The following is a 16,961-nucleotide window of genomic DNA, read 5'->3' on the forward strand; positions in this document are numbered from 1 at the left end:
GCCCCATTTCCGCATTAGAGCGGGATGAGGAAAAGTGTGCGCGGTTTTCCGCCCGCATCCCGCGTCACATCGTGATCTAGCGTGTGGTGCTGCCGGCTTGCCCCTGCTTCGTCAGCCGGAAATCGTCGATACGCCCGGGCGGCGCAACGACCACCTCGCCCTTTTCGATGAGCCGGTCGCGCGGGCTCTTGCCCGTGCTCTTGAGGGGCGTGTCGCCGCCGAGAAGGGCGGTCGCTCCGTCGAGTTCGGGATCGATGAGGCTGATCGGCTGCGTCTTGATGATATCTTCGTTGGCAAGCGGCTTGCTGACGACCAGGTCCTTCAGGCCTTCCGCACCCGGAACGTCCGTCGTCGCGGCCGCTTCGCCCAATAGCTTGCGGATATCCTTTTCGACGTAGAAGGCCAGTTTGCGCTTGCCGGCCTTCGTCAGGTTGATGCCGTCAGACCCCCTGAGGCGGACCTGCTGGCCGTTGATATCGGAGCCGGTCAGAACGAACTTCCCCCCTTCATCGACGAAGCCGTCCCAGATGTCGATGAACTGGCCGCCGACCTTCTCCACTTCTTCGCGATAGATGCCGTTGAACGTCACCATGTCGGCGGTCATGGACGTCGATTGGAAGGACGGCATTCCGACCCAGAGGACCGGAAGATTATCCTTGCGCGCGAGCGTCGCCAGTGCGTTGACGCGCTTGCGGTATTCTTCCGTCCAGGCGTCGGTCCGGAACTTCTCCTGCACGTCGCCGATCCGCATCATCTGGCGATCATTGGCGCCGAGGCTCACGACGATGACGGCGGGCTTGAGTTCCGCGATGGCGTCCGGCAGCGCCTTGGGCCAGTCGAAATAGTCGTCGCGGACGATACCCGAGGAGCCGTTGGCGCGCGTCTCGATCACGATGCCGGGCGTCGTTTCGAACGCAACTTTCAAACCGTCACCAAGGCTGCCGGCAACGAAGTCTCCGACGACCAGGACCTTCTTGGCGTCCGGAGATTTCTCCACGACGACCGGCGCGGGCGGCGGTGCTGCGGCTGGCCGCGGCTTGGCCCGGCTCGGGCGAGACTGCCTTGGCTCCGAAGGTTGCGCCCGGCGCTTCTGTATGCGCTGCGGCCGCGGCTGGCGCCGAAGATCGTATTGATCCTCGTAATAGACGCGCCTTTGCGGCGTGAAGACGCCGAAGAGTCTTTGCAGCACGTTGCGCCGCGGCACCCGCTCCTGCGCCTCGGCCACAGTGGCAAAGAAGCCGGCGGCGACCATCGCCGCGGCGCCGAGCAAGACGGGAGCCAGCCGAAGCAAACGCGAAAACAGTCCCTTTCCCCGGGATAGGATCGTCAGCATGATCATTTCACCGTCGAATGGCAGACACTCCCGCAAGCATACGCCAGATCACGGCGATTGGCACCGTTTGATCGGAATCGCCGTGACCGGAGAAAGCGACGGGTGTATTTACCTGCGCAGGGCGCGCAACAGATGCTGCGTAGGCTCCCCGTCCGGCGCCAGGCCGTTCTGGTTCTGGAACGCCTGGATTGCGGCTTTCGAGCCCGAGCCGAAATTGCCGTCGACTTCGCCGTCGTAATAGCCGAGTTCCTTCAACCGGTTCTGCAGCTCGAATTTTTCGCTGATGTCGAGCGAACCGTCCGGACGCGGCCAGCGTTGCTGCATGCCGGCATAGCCTGCGATCTGATCGGCAAGAAGCCCGACCCCGAGCGCGTAGGAATCGGAGGCGTTATAGCGCTTGATGACGAAGAAGTTCTTCGTCATCAGGAAGCCGGGACCGTTACCGCCCCCGGGCAGCTTCAGTTCGGCCCGCATCTTCGGATTGCTGAAGCCCTTGCCGCCCGGGCGGGCGAAGCCGAGGGCCGCCCACTGACCGAGCGTCTTCGTCTGGCCCGAATATTTTGCCCCATTGGCCGGCGGGACGACCTCGTAACCCCATGTTTCGCCGGGTCGCCAGCCGTTCTTCCGCAAGAGATTGGCGGCCGTTGCAAGTGCGTCGGGCACCGAGTTCCAGATATCCCGATGGCCGTTGCCGTCGGCATCGACCGCATAGAGCAGATAGCTCGTCGGAATGAACTGGGTGTGTCCCATTGCGCCCGCCCAGGAACCTGTCAGCTCCCGCGGGGTGATGTCGCCGCTCTGCAGGATCTTCAGTGCCGCGATGAGCTGGGTCTTGGCAAATTTGGACCGTCTCGAATCGGCATAGGCAAGGGTCGCCAGCGCGCGCGGCACGTAGTGCAGCCGGTCGTCTTTCTGGAGAATCGCGCCGTAGTTCGATTCCATCGACCAGATGGCGAGCAGGATGGATTTGTCGACGCCGTAGTGCCGTTCGAGGGCGTTGAGCGTGCGGGCATGCTTCGCCGCCATTTCCTGTCCTATCCGCTTGGTGTACGGATTGACACGCGCGTCGACATACTCCCAGATCTTGTGCTTGAATTCGGGCTGATAGGCCGCCTTCTCCAGCACGGCCGGGTCAGGCGTCTTCACGCCGGCGAAGGCCTTGCGATAGGTCGCCTGGCTGATGCCGTTCTTGGCAGCCGTTGCATAGAAGTTATTGATCCAGTTTTGAAAACCTTGATCCGCACGCGCGGGCGACGACCCAAAAGCGGCGGCAACAACGAGAGCGGCGGCGATATGTCGGAAGAACGTCCTGCGGTTTCTCATCATCTGCTGTCGGTTCCGTTTCTCGGTGGAGCGTTCAGCCGGCGTTCATGCCGGACCGACTACTCCGAGGTTCGCAATTTGCCCGCACCAGGCCACTGGAAAGGGCAGTATGCGGTTCTTCTAGTGACCGGACGGCAAAAAACCGTACCTGGTCGAGGGAGAAGCCTACAGAAACGAAGTCAACAAAGTCTTTACCATGAAAAAACCGAGTCGTCTTCCTTCGCAAAAAATTGGCAATCGGCGACTAAATCCAATTCAATTTTCCTGTTTCAGGCTAGACTGAGATGCACTGCAAGGAGGTGCCAATGACCGACAAGCGCAAAGTCCGCAAAGCCGTTTTCCCCGTTGCAGGTCTCGGGACCCGTTTCCTTCCCGCGACCAAGGCGGTTCCGAAGGAGATGCTGACGGTGGTGGACAAGCCGGTCATCCAATATGTTGTCGATGAGGCGCTCGAAGCCGGGATCGAGCATCTGATTTTCGTGACCGGCCGCAGCAAGGCGGTCATCGAGGACTATTTCGACATCCAGGTCGAATTGGACCAGACGCTGCGCGAGCGCAACAAGAAGGCGGAGATCGAGCTCCTCGAAGCCATGCTGCCGAAGGCCGGCACCACGAGCTTCACCCGCCAGCAGGCACCCCTGGGCCTCGGCCATGCCGTCTGGTGCGCCCGCGATCTCGTCGGCAATGAGCCCTTCGCGCTGCTCCTGCCCGATATGATCATGAAGGGCGAGAAGGGTTGCCTCAAGGGCATGGTCGAGCTCTACGAAGAGTCCGGCGGCAACGTCGTCGCGGTGGAGGAATGCGCGCCCGACCAGGCGCATAAATACGGGATCGTCGGAGTGGGCGAGACGGTCGGCGACGGTTTCAGGATCACCAGGATGGTCGAGAAGCCGGCCAAGGGGACGGCTCCGTCGAACTTCTTCATCAATGGCCGCTACATCCTGCAGCCGGAGATTTTCCCGATCCTGGAAACGCAGGAACGCGGCGCCGGCAACGAGATCCAGCTGACCGACGGCATGGTGAAGCTTGCCGAGGCCCAGGCCTTCGCCGCCTATCACTTCCGCGGCGATACGTATGACTGCGGCGCCAAGGACGGCTTCATCCTGGCGAACGTCGCCTTCGCTCTCGAGCGCGGCGACATCCGCCCCATCGTGGAAGGACCGCTCAAGACGCTCCTGCAGGGTCTTAAGTAATCTCGCTTGTATAGCCGGGAAAGCCGCGCAACGCGGCCTTCCCGCTCAGCGTCGCAGCGTCAGGCCGAGGCCAACCCGCGTGGTATCGGTCGAGGTGCCTTCGTCCCTGTCCGTGCGCTCGTAGCTCACGTCTCCGGTGAGCGCGAGATAGCGGCTCATGTCCCAGGTGAGCCCGGCGCCGGTTCGCCAGGTGGTCTCGTCGGAGGCGGTGGCATCCGAAGGAAAATCGCGCAGGGTGAGACTGTTCGAAAGCCGGCCGACGAGGGTCGAACGCAACTGATGCGTGACCACGTTCGTCAGTTCGTAATTGATCGATCCAGCCTCGCCCGGAGTGGTCGACGGATCGACATAGGTCAGCACGCTGAAAAGGACGTCGGTGCCGCGGTGCGGCGACCAGTTGACGCGGCCGTCGAGCGAGAGCCCGCTCAGGTCTGCGAGCCGTGCATCGTCGAAGCGGAAGGTCTCGTAACCGAGCGCCAGTTCTCCGTTGAGCTTCTCGCCGAGATCGACCTCCATGCCGGCGCGGCCCGCATAGCTCTCATAGGAGCGCTCGAAGCCGAACGTATCCCGACGCAGATCATAGATCGATTTGCCGACGGAGGCCTCGAGGAAGGGGATGAGGGCCGGCGAAAGCTCGTAGCCGATCCGCCCGGTGAGCGTGCCGAGATTGCGGTCGCGGTCCTCCTGCGAGAGCGTCGTGCCATTGTCGAGCTCGACATCGCCATAGGTGCGGCGCTCGAAATCCACGCCGAGCGAGCCGCGAATGAGACCGAGGTCGCGCTCGACCGCGGCGCCCAGCCGATAGCTGTCGACGCCGGATTGGCTGTCCGCATTGGCGATGGCATTCGGGTCGTTCGCATCTTCGCGTTCGAAACTGTAGCCTGCCCTCAGCCGCGCAATGGTCTGCGCGCCGAGGTCGAGGCGCAGTTCTGCGTCGATGTCGGCGCGCGGCTCCTCCTGGCCTTCGCCGGATATGTTGTCCTGGATCACGCCTTCGCCGGTCACGCTGAGCTGATGGCGGGACCAGTCGGAAGTGAGCGAACCCTTGAGCCCGGTCTCCATGAAGCTCCGGCTCTGGCTGCTGCCGCCGTTCTTCTGCCGTTCGTGGTTGAAGGTCTCGCTGAGCGCCGGCTTCAGAACGAAGGTACCGATGCGAATGCCGGGTGCCTGGCCATCATCGGGATCGATCCGCCTGCGCAGCCCGTTGATCGTCTCCTCGCGCCGGTTCAGGCGGTTGAAGTCCTCGTCCAGAGCCGGCGAAAGGTCGGTGCCGGCAACGGCGCCGGTCGACTGCGGGTCGATCGTGGCGGGAAGCGGCTGACCTGCAGGGATGGCGACGGTGGCGCTCGCGGGCGGTGGATTGCCGAGGCTTTGCGCGCTCGCCGGCGCACAGGCGAGAAAAGCGCAGCCCGCCAGCAGCCATGCCGGCGGCTTCACACGCAAGGCGCCCGCCATCATCGAGCGTGAGATATTGGGCACCATGCGCCGTCTGTCCGCAATTGATTGCAATCGTTTCGCAATCGTAAAGGCGCGTGGTTAATCAATCGTTTCTCTGCCGCACTTTCCGAACGCGGTTTTCCGATGTGCTCAGATTTGCTCGACCGTCAGGTGGCGGCCGCTGCTCGCGACGATGCGAACGCGTGTGCCGACCGGAAGGTCGGGGCCTTCGACGGACCAGGTCGTGTCGTCGAGCCGGACGCGTCCTCGGCCTTCCGCGATCGGCTGCTCGAGCACTGCCGTCCGTCCGACCAGGCTTTCGCCGCGCCTGTTGAGCAGCGGCTCGTCGCTCTCGGCGGAAGAGGAGACGAAGCGCCGCCCGATAAGGACGGAGGCGACCGAAAGCAAGGCGAAGGCGACGAACTGCACCTGCCAGCTCCAGAACGGCGCCTCCCAGAAGAAAAGCGAGAGGGCCCCGGTGACGAGCGCGGCGAGCGCGGTCCACACGAGGAAGACGCCGGGCAGGATCAGCTCCGCCGCCAGCAGCAGGAGACCGAGGACCCACCAGCTCCAGGGGCCGAGTTCGAGGATGATGCGCGTGATCATGGGCGATCCTCAAGGCGTTTCCGAGGGAACGGAAGGACCGGTTCGGGGCGTGGACTGGCGCTGGCGCGGGGAGGACGCGGTGCCTTCACCGAAGACCTCCTTCGCGATCGCGCCTATGCCGCCGAGTGATCCGATGAGCGACGAGGCTTCCATCGGCATCAGGACGACCTTCTGGTTATTCGCCGTCCCGATCGCGGCAAGGGCCTCGGTGTATTTCTGCGCGACGAAATAGTTGATCGCCTGCACGTCGCCGGCGGCGATCGCCTCGGAGACCATCCGGGTCGCCTTGGCCTCCGCCTCGGCCAGGCGCTCGCGCGCCTCCGCCTCGCGATAGGCGGCCTCGCGCTGGCCTTCGGCCTGGAGGATCGCCGATTGCTTCGCGCCTTCGGCACGCAGGATCTGCGCATTTCTCGAGCCCTCGGCTTCGAGCACCTGCGCGCGCTTCTCGCGCTCCGCCTTCATCTGCCGGGCCATGGCGTCGACCAGGTCTTTCGGCGGCGCGATGTCCTTGATCTCGATGCGGGTGATCTTGATGCCCCAGGGATTGGCGGCCTCGTCTACGACGTGGAGCAATCGATCGTTGATCGTGTCGCGGTTCGACAGGAGTTCGTCGAGGTCCATCGAGCCCATGACGGAGCGGATATTGGTCATCGTCAGGTTGAGGAGCGCGTTTTCCAGGTTGGCGACCTGGTAGGCCGCCTGTGCGGCGTTCAATACCTGGTAAAAGGCGACCGCATCCGCGGAGACGCTCGCATTGTCCTTGGTGATGACCTCCTGCGTCGGAACGTCGAGCACCTGCTCCATTACGCTCAGCTTGGAACCGATGCGATCGATGAAGGGGACGATGAGATTCAGCCCCGGCTCCATCGTCCTCGTGTAACGGCCGAAACGTTCGACCGTATATCGGTAGCCCTGCGGCACCGTCTTGATCCCGGCAAAGAGCACGAGGATCACGACAACGACGAATGCGACGACTGCTATATCCATACCGCCCATGACAGCCCCTTCCTTTTGCAACTCCAGCGTTTGGAGTCGCGCCCGAGTGATCAGGTGGCGATTCGCCGGGATAATTCAAGCGTGTCGGGAAGGTCCGCGCGTTTCTGCGATGCCTCACGGCCGAATGCCGTCAAGACAAATGGGTCAGGTCCCGTTATCGGCATGATCGAGGTGGCGGATTGCGCGGTAGAGGTTCGCCTGCCGGCGGGACAGCGCCGCCCATGCTTCCGCGGTAGCAGGGCGAGGTTCAACCTGTTCGGCGAGGCGCGACATGGCGTCGGCGGCCTCGCTGAAATGCCCGTACCAGCCGGCGCCGACGGCGGCGGACATGCCGGCGCCGAGCGCGGAGGCCTCGTTGGAATGGCTGCGAATGACAGGCAGGCCGCTGGCATCGGCGACCATCTGTCGCCACAGAGGGCTGCCGGCGCCGCCGCCGATGACGAAGATGCGGTCGGCGGCCACTCCCATCGATTTCATCTCGAGAAGGGATCGGACGAATTCCAGCGTAATCGCCTCCATTGAGGCACGGTAGAGATGGCCTATGCCTGTCTCCGGACCCATGCCGGTGAAGGTGGCACGGGCATTCGCGTCCCAGTGCGGGTCCATGCAGCCCATCAGATAGGAGCACACGGTAACGCCGCCCGAGCCGACATCCAGCCTGCTGGCTTCCGATTCGAGCCGGTCGAAAATGGCAGGGTCCGAACGGCCGCCGGCAAAGGCGTCCAGCAGCCAGTTGACGAAATAAGCGCCAGCGCGCTGGCAGCTTTCGAGCAGGTAGCCTTCGCCGCTTGGCGAGACCAACGTGCGCCAGTAGCGGCTGAGCTTGCGAGTGGGCGACCAGCAGCCGCCGACCGCGGCCGTTCCGAGATTGAGATAGACGACCCCCGGCTTGATCACGTTGACCCCGAGGCCGGCGCAATGGCCATCGCCGCCGCCGGCATAGACCGGCAGCCCTGCCGCAAGGCCCGTCGCCATCGCGGCATGCGCGGTGACCCGGCCGATCAGGATGCCGGGGCGGTAAAGCGGCGGCAGCTTGGTGACTGGAATGCCGAGGTGATCGAGAATCGCGCGGGACCATTGCTTCGTCTCGATATCCAGGAGGCCGAAGGGATCGCCGCTGGTCCAGCTCGCCGCGGCTTCATCCGTCAGCTTTTGAGTCAGGAAATCGTGAACGCTCAGGATCTGCGCCGCGCGGTCCAGAAGTTCCGGCTCGTGTTGGCGATAATAGCGAAGGCGATAGACGCAGGGAATGACGTCGACCGGCTTGCCCGAAATCGCATGCAGCCGCTCGCCGCCGAATTCATCGGCCAGCGACTGCACCACATCCTGTGCGCGGCGGTCGAGCCAGACGGTTGCCGGGGCGAGCGGTTTTCGGTCCTCGCCGAGCAGGACCATCGTTTCGCGCTGGTTTGAAATCGCGATGCCGTCGACGCGGTCGGCATCGATCTGGCTCATGAGCGATGACAGCGCCTGGCAGGCGGCCGACCACCAGTCCTCGGCGTCCTGCTCCGCCTTGTGCGGATGCGGCGTCGAAATGCGGTGCGGTGCGCGGCCCTCGGCCCGCGGTGTGCCGTCGGCCGTCCAGGCGACTGCCTTGACGGACTGGGTCGATGAATCCATGCCGATGACATAGCGTTCGTCAGGCTGCATGCGCATCTCCTCCACGACGAAAGGCCACGCGGTCCTTCCGTCCTCCTCAGGCCGCAGCAGATGCAGCAGCCTTTCCTCCCTATCGGCCCTGACGCCGGTCCTGCCTACCGGCCGGGCAGCCGGCTCATGCCGCCAGCAACGCCTCTCCCGTGGCGATGTCGGTAACGAAATGGGTGGCGTAGCCGGCTTCGAGAGTGGCGGTGATCGCAGCGATCTTGACCGCGCCGCCCGCCACGCAGATACGGCTCGCCACCTGCTTCAGCTCGTCGAGCGAGATGCCGACCATCCGTTCGTCATGGTCGCCGCCGATGGCGGCGCCGTGCGAATCGATGAAGCGCCCGATAATCACGGCTGCGGCGCCGCGCGCCACGTAGTCATCGATCTCCTCCTTGCTGGCGATGCCGGAGGCCCGCACCGTGCTCTTCGGCCCGATGTCGCCGACGCCGAAGAGAATGCGGTTGGTCGAATGCACCAGTTCCATCTGCTTCTTGAGCACGGGCTCGTTGAGCAGCGCCGCCTTCAGTTCTCGCGTCGACAGCACGGCCGGCGCCAGAAGGTTGACGCAGCGCGCGTGGATACGGTTCGAAAGCAGAGACGTGCAGAGTTCGGGCGAGAAATTCGGCTCCCCAGTCGAGCTGCCGGAGACTTGCACCACAGTCAGGTTGCCGACCGGGCGCGCCAGCGAAATGCGGTCGGCGACCGCAAGCACGGTGCGACCCCAGGCGACGCCGATCGTATCGCCATCCTCGATCTGGTCGGCCAGTACGCGTGCGCCGGCGTCGCCGAGCCGCTGCGACAGGCTGTCCTCGTCTCCGCTCGGGATGACGAAGGCGCCCTGGAGGCCGAACTTCTCCATCAGAGCGCGGGCGACGCTGGTGCGGCCTCCGGCCTTGGGATTGATGTTGACGGAGACGATGCCGCGCTCTCGCGCCTCCTGCAGGTAATTGACGATGGTTGCGCGTGATACGTTTAGCTGCTTGGCGATCTCGCTCTGCGTCATCTGGTCCGCATAGTAGAGCCATGCGGCCCACATGACGGCGTCGTCGAATTCGGTGGGCACACCCGCCGGGGGCTCCTCGCCAGTTCTGCCTGAAGTCTTTTCCCTTGCCATGCCGTTATTTGGCAGAGGCTGGTGGCATTTGTCAATCATCTCTGTCATGTGTATTGACATATGCCAACGTGTGTTGTCATATGCTATCCAACTTAAAAGCGGATCGAGGAATGGAAACGGCAAGCCAGCAGAATATCGCCGCAGATGCACCCGAAGGAGGCTGGACGGCCCTCATCGACGACATTCTCACCGGTGACTGGATCAATCCTGAGACCGGCAGCCGGGCGACCGTTCCCTATGAGAAAATCGTCATCAAAGAGAGCCTCGACGGCGCGGAGGCCGATCTTGTTGCCAGTCTCGGATTAGGCGAGCGCTACACGGTGGTCGCGGACGAGGCTACCTGGGATGCGATGGGCGGGCGCATCGCAGCCGCGCTGAAGAGCCTCGGGCCGGTCGACACGGTCATCCTCGACCATCCGCATGCAGACATGGGTGCCGTGAACGACCTGACCGAAAGGCTTGCGAATGCCGACGCCGTGGTGGCGGTCGGCTCCGGCACGATCAACGACCTCTGCAAGTTCGTCACCGGCCGCACCAACCGCCGTTATGCCGTTTTCGCGACGGCCGCCTCGATGAACGGCTACACCTCCACCACGGCCTCCATCACTTTGCAAAACGGCCTCAAGGTCTCGCTACCGTCGCATGCGCCGGCTGGCTTCTTCGTCGATCTGGCGGTTACCGCCGCGGCTCCTCGCTATCTCTCGGCGGCGGGTTTTGCCGATTGCCTCGTGCGCTCCGTCGCTCAGATCGACTGGTGGATGTCCCACCGGCTGATCGGCAGCCTCTATTCGAGCGTGCCCTATATCATCCAGGATGCCGACGAACGCGCGTTGAACGCGCGTGCGGCCGGTATCGCCCAGGGTAGCATCAGTGCGAATGGCTATCTTCACCGCGTCCTTACGCTTTGTGGCTTCGGTGTCTCCTTCACCGGCATGTCGAACCACGGTTCGATGGGCGAGCATCAGGTCTCGCACTATATCGACTGCTTTGCCGGCGAGGATCATCCGGGCACGCTGCACGGCCAGCAGGTGGGCGTGGCGACGCTGACCATGGCGCGGCTGCAGCGCATCTTCCTCGACAGCGACAAGCCGCCGGTCATCCGCCCCACAAGGATCGACCCTGCGGATATGGCCCGGCGCATGGGCGGCGACATCGCCGCCCAATGCTACGCCGAAATTCAGCCGAAGGTTTTCGATGAGCGGTCCGCCGCCGAGATCAACGAAAAGCTCGCCGAGCTCTGGCCGACGCTCCGCCGGGAACTGGAGGCTTTCGCGCTGCCGGTCGCCGAAATGAAACAGCTCTTGCGGGATGCCGGCGGCCCGATGACGGCAGCCGATCTCGGTCTGTCGGCCGATTTCTACCGCGAGGCGGTGCTGCACTGCCGCGAAATGCGCAACCGTTACACTTTCCTCGATATTGCCGCCGATGCCGGCCTCCTCGAGGATTTCGTCGGCGGGGAGACGTGAGACGATGCGCGCGGTTACCGAGATGCCGATCGATGTCGCCGCCCGGATCACGGTGCTCTTCGCCGACATCGACGATACGCTGACCAACGAGGGGCTGCTGCCGGCCGCAGCCTATGACGCGGTCGAGCGCCTGACGGAAGCAGGGGTGGCGGTAGCTCCTATTACCGGCCGGCCGGCAGGATGGTGCGACATGATCGCCCGCATGTGGCCGGTCGCGGGCGTCGTCGGCGAAAACGGCGCCTTCTATTTCGCCTATGACCGAACGAGACGCCGCATGCGCCGCAGCTTCGCCATCGCCGATGCCCAGCGCGCCGCCGACCGGGAGAAGCTCGCCCGGGTGCGCGCCCGCATCCTCGCCGAGGTGCAGGGGGCGGCAGTCTCCGCGGACCAGCTCTATCGCGAGGCCGACCTCGCAATCGATTTTTGCGAGGATGTGCCAACGCTTCCGGTCTCGGACGTCGACCGAATCAAGCGCATCTTCGAAGAGGAAGGCGCCGTCGCCAAGGTCTCCTCCATCCATGTCAATGGCTGGTATGGAGCCTATGACAAGTTGACCATGACGCGCCGGTTTGCCGACGACATCCTCGGCGTCGACATCGACGCCGAGCGCGACAGGATCGTCTTCGTCGGCGACAGCCCGAACGACGCGCCGATGTTCGGCTTCTTTCCCAACGCCTGCGGCGTTGCGAACGTGCTGGCCTTCCAGGGCCGCATCGATGCGGAGCCGGCTTATGTGGCCGAGCGCGAGGGCGGCCATGGCTTCGTCGAAGTTGCGAACCGCATTCTCGACGCCCGGTCGGGAAGGAGTGCGGCATGAGGAGCGCGGTGTACGACATCGCCATTGTCGGCGGCGGCATCAATGGCGCAGGCGTCGCCCGCGACGCGGCCGGTCGAGGCCTGAAGGTACTGCTGGCCGAACAATCCGATCTCGGCTCGGCCACCTCCTCGGCCTCGACCAAGCTCATTCATGGCGGCCTGCGCTATCTCGAACACCACGAATTTCGGCTGGTTCGCCACGCTCTGGAAGAGCGTGAACGGCTCTGGGCGATTGCGCCGCACATTATTTGGCCGCTGCGCTTCGTGTTGCCGCACCGCAAGGGCCTGCGTCCCGCCTGGCTGCTGCGGCTCGGCCTGTTTCTCTACGATCATCTCGGGGGGCGCAAGCTCCTGCCGGGGACGAAGACGCTGCGGCTAAGGACCCATCCGGCGGGCGAGGCGCTGCGCGACGTTTCGGCGATCGGCTTCGAATATTCCGATTGCTGGGTGCAGGACAACCGGCTTGTCGTGCTCAATGCGCGCGATGCGGCGATGAGAGGGGCTGATATCAGGGTACGCACCCGTTGCGTCGCTGCACGCCGCGACGGCGCTCTCTGGCGGCTGACGCTCGAAGACGCCGAAACCGGTCGCAAGAGCGAGGCCACGGCCCGCGCACTGGTCAATGCCGCAGGCCCTTGGGCCGACAAGGTGGTGTCCGATGTCGCCGGCATCGGGGCGCGAGGCTACGTTCGTCTCGTGCAGGGCAGCCATATCGTCGTCAGAAAACTCTATGAGCACGATCGCTGCTACATCTTCCAGAATCCGGACGGCCGCATCTTCTTCGCCATTCCCTATGAAGAGGACTTCACCCTCATCGGCACGACGGACCGTGATTACAAGGGCGCTCCCGAGGCGGTCGCAGCCTCGGCGGAGGAAGTCGACTATCTGCTTGCCGCAGCATCGTCCTATTTCCGCACGGAGCTTTCGACAGCCGATGTCGTCTGGACCTATTCCGGCGTGCGCGCCCTTTTCGACGACGGCGCCGCCAACGCGCAGGAGACGACGCGCGACTATGTGCTGCAACTGGACCGGCCGGGGGCGCAGGCGCCGATGCTTTCCGTATTCGGCGGCAAGATCACCACCTATCGCTGCCTTGCGGGTGACGTTCTGGACAAGCTCGCCACAGTCTTTCCGGATTGGAGCAGGCAGCGAGGCTGGACGGCGACGCAGCCGCTGCCCGGCGGCGCCTTTCCGGCCGGAACGGCCGATGATCTCGCAAGAGCCATTCTCGATGAGCATCCCTACCTCACCGAGCGGGAGGCGCGCCGGCTCGTACGCCATTACGGGCTGGAGGCGCGGGACATTCTCGGCAAGGCGCAGGACCGCCTCGATCTCGGCCGCGATTTCGGCGGCTCGATGACCGAGGCGGAAATCACCTTCCTTATGGAACGCGAATTTGCACTGACGGCTGCCGATGCCGTCTGGCGGCGCACGAAGTCCGGATTGCGGATGACGAGCGAGGAGATCGAGGCGCTGGACCGATACATGCGGGAGCGGCGCGGCGCCGGTGCGACTTCGCGCGCAGCCGGATAGGCCTGCCGCTTCCTGAAAAGGGCGGTGGGGTCCGAAGGAGGAGACGACGGTTTTATCCATGCCGTCGCGGAATGGTTGGAGGGGACGGGCAAGGGGCGGGAGACCGCCGCCCGTGATGTCCGTGGGAGGAGAAGGCAATGTCCATTGCACAGGTTAAGCGCATCGCGATCTCGGATTCGCCGTGGCCATGGCTCCTGCCGCTGATCGCGCTGCTCGTCGTCTTCACCATCTATCCGTTTTTCTACAATATATGGCTCAGCTTCCACGAGTTCGTACCGAAGAGCCGCGGCCTCAAGTTCGTCGGCGTGGACAACTGGATTCAGCTTTGGAACGACAGCCGCTTCTGGGGCGCGCTTGGCGTCACCTTCCTCTATTTCGCCGTGGCCCTGATCATCGAGATCACCCTCGGCATGGCGATCGCGCTTCTGCTCGACGCGGAACTGCCCGGTTTCGGGATGCTGCGCGCGGTGCTTTCGATGACGCTGGTCATCCCGCCGGCTATCGCCGGCATGATGTTTCTCCTGATGGAGGATTCGCAGTTCGGTGCGCTCTCCTATCTCCTCGGCCTCGTCGGCCTGCTCGACAAAGCGACGCCGATGCTTGCCACGTCCTCGCTGGCGCTGATCGGCGTGCTGATCGCGGAGGTCTGGCAATGGACGCCGTTCATGGTGCTGATCTTCCTGGCCGGGCTGCGATCGCTGCCGGCTGAACCGTATGAGGCGGCGATGATCGACGGAGCATCCTCCTTGCAGATGTTCCGCCGGCTGACGCTGCCGATGATGTCGCGCGTCATCGCCGTGGCGGTGCTCCTGCGCGGCATCGATCTCTTCCGCGTCTTCGACTACGTCTTCGTCATGACTTCGGGCGGCCCCGGCACCGCGACGTATACGGTCAGCCTCTATGCGTGGCAGCAAACCTTCTCCTTCCTGAAATGGGGCTACGGCGCAACGCTGAGCCTGACGAGCCTGATCATCGTCATGGTCATGGCCAACATATTCATCCGCGTTGCAAAGGTGAGGTGGTAACATGCATCAGAGCGCTTTCACCCGCACGCTGCGCACCATTGCCGGCTGGCTCGTCGTCGGGGCTTTCTTTTTCCCGATCTATTTCTGGACCTCGGTCGCGTTCCGTGACGCCAAGGACATTTTCAACTGGCCGCCGATCTTCTTCGGCTTTCAGCCGACCGTAAGGAATTTCGAACAGGTCTTCGGCATCTCGCTGGGCTTCGGTTTCGGCAGCCAGGAAACCGTGACCCCGGGCGGGGGCAACTTCTACATGGGCCCCCGCCTCTGGGACTCTATCGTCGTGGCATCCTTCTCGACGGTGCTGGCGATCGTGGTCGCGACGCTTGCTTCTTATGCGCTGTCGCGCATGCACTTCCGCGGCCGCCACGAATTCGTCAACTGGGTGCTGTCGACCCGCATGATGCCGCCCGTTGCGGTGGCGATCCCGATGTTCTTCATCTTCAAGCAGTTCAACCTGCTCGACACCTATACGGGCGTCATTCTGGTTCATGGTCTGATGAACCTGCCGCTGGCGGTGTTGCTCCTGAAGAGCTTCTTCGACGACATCCCCGCGGAAATCGACGAGAGCGCGCTGCTCGACGGCGCGTCGCGCTGGACGATCTTCCGCCGCATCGTGCTGCCGATGGCCAAGGGCGGCATCGCCGCCACCGCCGTGCTCTGCTTCATCTTCTCGTGGACGGAGTTCCTCTTCGTCCTGACCTTGACGCAGACGGGCCTGAAGACCGTGCCGGTCGTGTCGTCGACCTTCGTGACATCGATCGGAACCGCCTGGGGCAATATGGCGGCCCTCGGCGCGGCGGCGATCGTGCCCGCCTTCATCGTGATCCTGCTCGTTCAGCGCCACCTGGTGCGTGGTCTGACGATGGGTTCGCTGAAGCAGTGAGAATGCGGCGCGCGCGCCGACAACAGGAGATATCGGAGCCACTTCCGGCACCCGATAGAGGAGGAGAGACATGAAAGAGAAAGACAGAAAGTTTTATCTCGCATCCGTGACCGACCGCTTCGTCCGCGGCCAGATGGACCGCCGCAGCTTCCTGCGCACGGCCGGCACGCTCGGCCTCGGCGCGACTGCGCTCGGGATGGGCTTCGGCAGCCGGCCCTTCGGGGTGACGAGGGCGCTTGCCCAGGAACAACTCCAGCCGTCCGCCGAAGTGCTCTCCTGGCTCAAGGAGGTGGCCAAGCCCTTTGCGGGAACGACGCTGAAGCTCGCGACGGAATCGACGCCGCCGTCGAATGCCATCAACTCGCAACTGAAGAAATACTTCGAAGAAGCGACCGGCATCAGGGTCGAGATCGAGGTTCTGCCGCTCGAGCAGGTTCTACAGAAGCTCACGCTGGATGTCGCCTCCTCGCTCGGTAGCTACGACCTCTACTACATCGACCAGAGCTGGTCGGCATCCTTCAGCGAAGACGTATTCGATCCGCGCGAGCAGCTTCAGGAGAAGCCCGACCTCGCCATGCCGAACTACAATATCGACGACTTCATGCCGGCGCTCGTCGACGGCATCGCCAAATACGGGGACCGCTGGGTCGGCGTGCCCTATGATATCCCCATCTTCATCATGATCTACCGCAAGGATATCTACGAGAAACTCGGGCTCAAGGCGCCGGCAACGTTCGAGGATCTGCTGAACAATTCCGCCGCCATCACCAAGGAAATGGGGCCTAACCTCTACGGCTATGCCGGCCAGATGAAGTCCGGCCATTATGCGCTGGAATGCGAATGGACCTCCATGCTCTGGGGGAATGGCGGCTCGATCTTCAACGCCGACAAGAAGTTCGTCGGCAATGATGAGCGGGGCATCGCCGCGCTCGACTATTATACCAGGCTCAAGGAAGCCATGCCGCCGGGCGTGGACCAGTGGACCTGGGACGGCCAGGGCCAGGCGATTGCTCAAGGCGTTGCCGCCTCGATGCTCTCCTGGGGCGAGTTCTTCCCCTATTTCGACGATGCCAGCCAGACCAAGGTTTCCGGCCTCTGCGAGGCGATCGTCCCGCCGCAGCCGGTCGCGCTCAGGAAGCCCGAAGAGTGCGGCTATGGCGAAATCCCAGGCGTCGGCCACCAGGGCGGCTCCTCGCTGGCAGTGTCCAGATATTCGAAGAGCCCGGATGCGGCGTGGATATTCATGCAATGGGCGACCTGCGCCGATACGCAGGCCCTCATCACCACGCTCGGCGGCGGCACCGGCCCCACCCGCGCCTCGGTCTATGACGACCCACGCGTCAAGGCCAATGCCCGCGTCGGCGCGGGCACGACTCGCCACCTGTCGGTCGTTCGCGAGACGATCGACAAGTACATGGGCTCGGAACCGGATCTGCCGGAATGGGCGCAGCTGTCGAGCGACACGATCCCCGTCGGCCTCGGCAAGTATTTCGCAGGCAGCTACGGTTCCTCCAAGGAAGCGATGGACGACATCGCCTCTCAGGTCGAAACCGTGCTGAAAGGTTGACGAATATGGGCGGGGGCGCCGC

General features: G+C 63.8%; 14 protein-coding genes. 7 read left to right on the top strand and 7 right to left on the bottom strand.

Features of this window, described 5'->3' with window-relative positions:
• Positions 1 to 76: 76 nt before the first annotated feature.
• Together M1D34_RS00860 and M1D34_RS00865 are read right to left on the bottom strand one after the other, a co-directional pair.
• Positions 77 to 1,339: an SGNH/GDSL hydrolase family protein gene (locus M1D34_RS00860; protein ID WP_003531124.1), complete on the bottom strand. Its 1,263-nt coding sequence runs from the start codon at positions 1,337 to 1,339 to the stop codon at positions 77 to 79.
• A 102-nt stretch (positions 1,340 to 1,441) separates the two neighbouring features.
• Positions 1,442 to 2,659, bottom strand: a complete 1,218-nt coding sequence (locus M1D34_RS00865; protein ID WP_003531122.1) for a lytic murein transglycosylase — start codon at positions 2,657 to 2,659, stop codon at positions 1,442 to 1,444.
• 302 nt (positions 2,660 to 2,961) lie between these two features.
• Here M1D34_RS00865 and galU point away from each other — a divergent pair, with 302 nt between their 5' ends.
• Complete coding sequence (galU, locus tag M1D34_RS00870; protein WP_003531120.1) at positions 2,962 to 3,849, top strand: UTP--glucose-1-phosphate uridylyltransferase GalU; 888 nt, start codon at positions 2,962 to 2,964, stop codon at positions 3,847 to 3,849.
• A 45-nt stretch (positions 3,850 to 3,894) separates the two neighbouring features.
• Here galU and M1D34_RS00875 read toward each other — a convergent pair whose 3' ends face one another.
• The 5 genes from M1D34_RS00875 to M1D34_RS00895 form a co-directional block, all read right to left on the bottom strand.
• Entirely contained in the window at positions 3,895 to 5,331 is a 1,437-nt protein-coding gene (locus tag M1D34_RS00875; protein WP_498780234.1) for an outer membrane beta-barrel protein, read from the bottom strand.
• Positions 5,332 to 5,436: 105 nt separating this feature from the next.
• Positions 5,437 to 5,892: an NfeD family protein gene (locus M1D34_RS00880; RefSeq protein WP_498780236.1), complete on the bottom strand. Its 456-nt coding sequence runs from the start codon at positions 5,890 to 5,892 to the stop codon at positions 5,437 to 5,439.
• Between the two features lie 9 nt (positions 5,893 to 5,901).
• Positions 5,902 to 6,888 carry an SPFH domain-containing protein gene (locus M1D34_RS00885; RefSeq protein WP_498780238.1) on the bottom strand — a complete coding sequence of 329 codons (987 nt, stop codon included), beginning with the start codon at positions 6,886 to 6,888 and terminating at the stop codon, positions 5,902 to 5,904.
• Positions 6,889 to 7,032: 144 nt separating this feature from the next.
• The gene (locus tag M1D34_RS00890; protein WP_498780240.1) at positions 7,033 to 8,538 is read right to left on the bottom strand and encodes a xylulokinase; all 1,506 of its coding nucleotides are present in this window, start codon (positions 8,536 to 8,538) and stop codon (positions 7,033 to 7,035) included.
• Between the two features lie 124 nt (positions 8,539 to 8,662).
• The gene (locus M1D34_RS00895) at positions 8,663 to 9,649 is read right to left on the bottom strand and encodes a sugar-binding transcriptional regulator (RefSeq protein WP_033048848.1); all 987 of its coding nucleotides are present in this window, start codon (positions 9,647 to 9,649) and stop codon (positions 8,663 to 8,665) included.
• 110 nt (positions 9,650 to 9,759) lie between these two features.
• Here M1D34_RS00895 and M1D34_RS00900 point away from each other — a divergent pair, with 110 nt between their 5' ends.
• From M1D34_RS00900 to M1D34_RS00925, 6 genes are all read left to right on the top strand, one after another.
• Entirely contained in the window at positions 9,760 to 11,115 is a 1,356-nt protein-coding gene (locus M1D34_RS00900) for a sn-glycerol-1-phosphate dehydrogenase (RefSeq protein ID WP_498780242.1), read from the top strand.
• 4 nt (positions 11,116 to 11,119) lie between these two features.
• On the top strand, positions 11,120 to 11,932 hold the full coding sequence (locus M1D34_RS00905; protein WP_003531108.1) for an HAD-IIB family hydrolase: 813 nt from the start codon (positions 11,120 to 11,122) through the stop codon (positions 11,930 to 11,932).
• Positions 11,929 to 13,464 (top strand): glycerol-3-phosphate dehydrogenase, encoded by a 1,536-nt coding sequence (gene glpD, locus M1D34_RS00910; RefSeq protein ID WP_153315402.1) that lies wholly within the window; start codon positions 11,929 to 11,931, stop codon positions 13,462 to 13,464. The genes M1D34_RS00905 and glpD overlap by 4 nt, the downstream gene beginning before the upstream one ends.
• 137 nt (positions 13,465 to 13,601) lie before the next feature.
• On the top strand, positions 13,602 to 14,489 hold the full coding sequence (locus M1D34_RS00915) for a carbohydrate ABC transporter permease (protein ID WP_003531104.1): 888 nt from the start codon (positions 13,602 to 13,604) through the stop codon (positions 14,487 to 14,489).
• A gap of 1 nt (position 14,490) precedes the next feature.
• Positions 14,491 to 15,372 (top strand): carbohydrate ABC transporter permease, encoded by an 882-nt coding sequence (locus tag M1D34_RS00920; protein WP_003531102.1) that lies wholly within the window; start codon positions 14,491 to 14,493, stop codon positions 15,370 to 15,372.
• 70 nt (positions 15,373 to 15,442) lie between these two features.
• Positions 15,443 to 16,939 (top strand): ABC transporter substrate-binding protein, encoded by a 1,497-nt coding sequence (locus tag M1D34_RS00925; protein WP_498780246.1) that lies wholly within the window; start codon positions 15,443 to 15,445, stop codon positions 16,937 to 16,939.
• The last annotated feature ends 22 nt before the right edge of the window (positions 16,940 to 16,961 follow it).

This window comes from Ensifer sp. D2-11 (assembly GCF_054161295.1).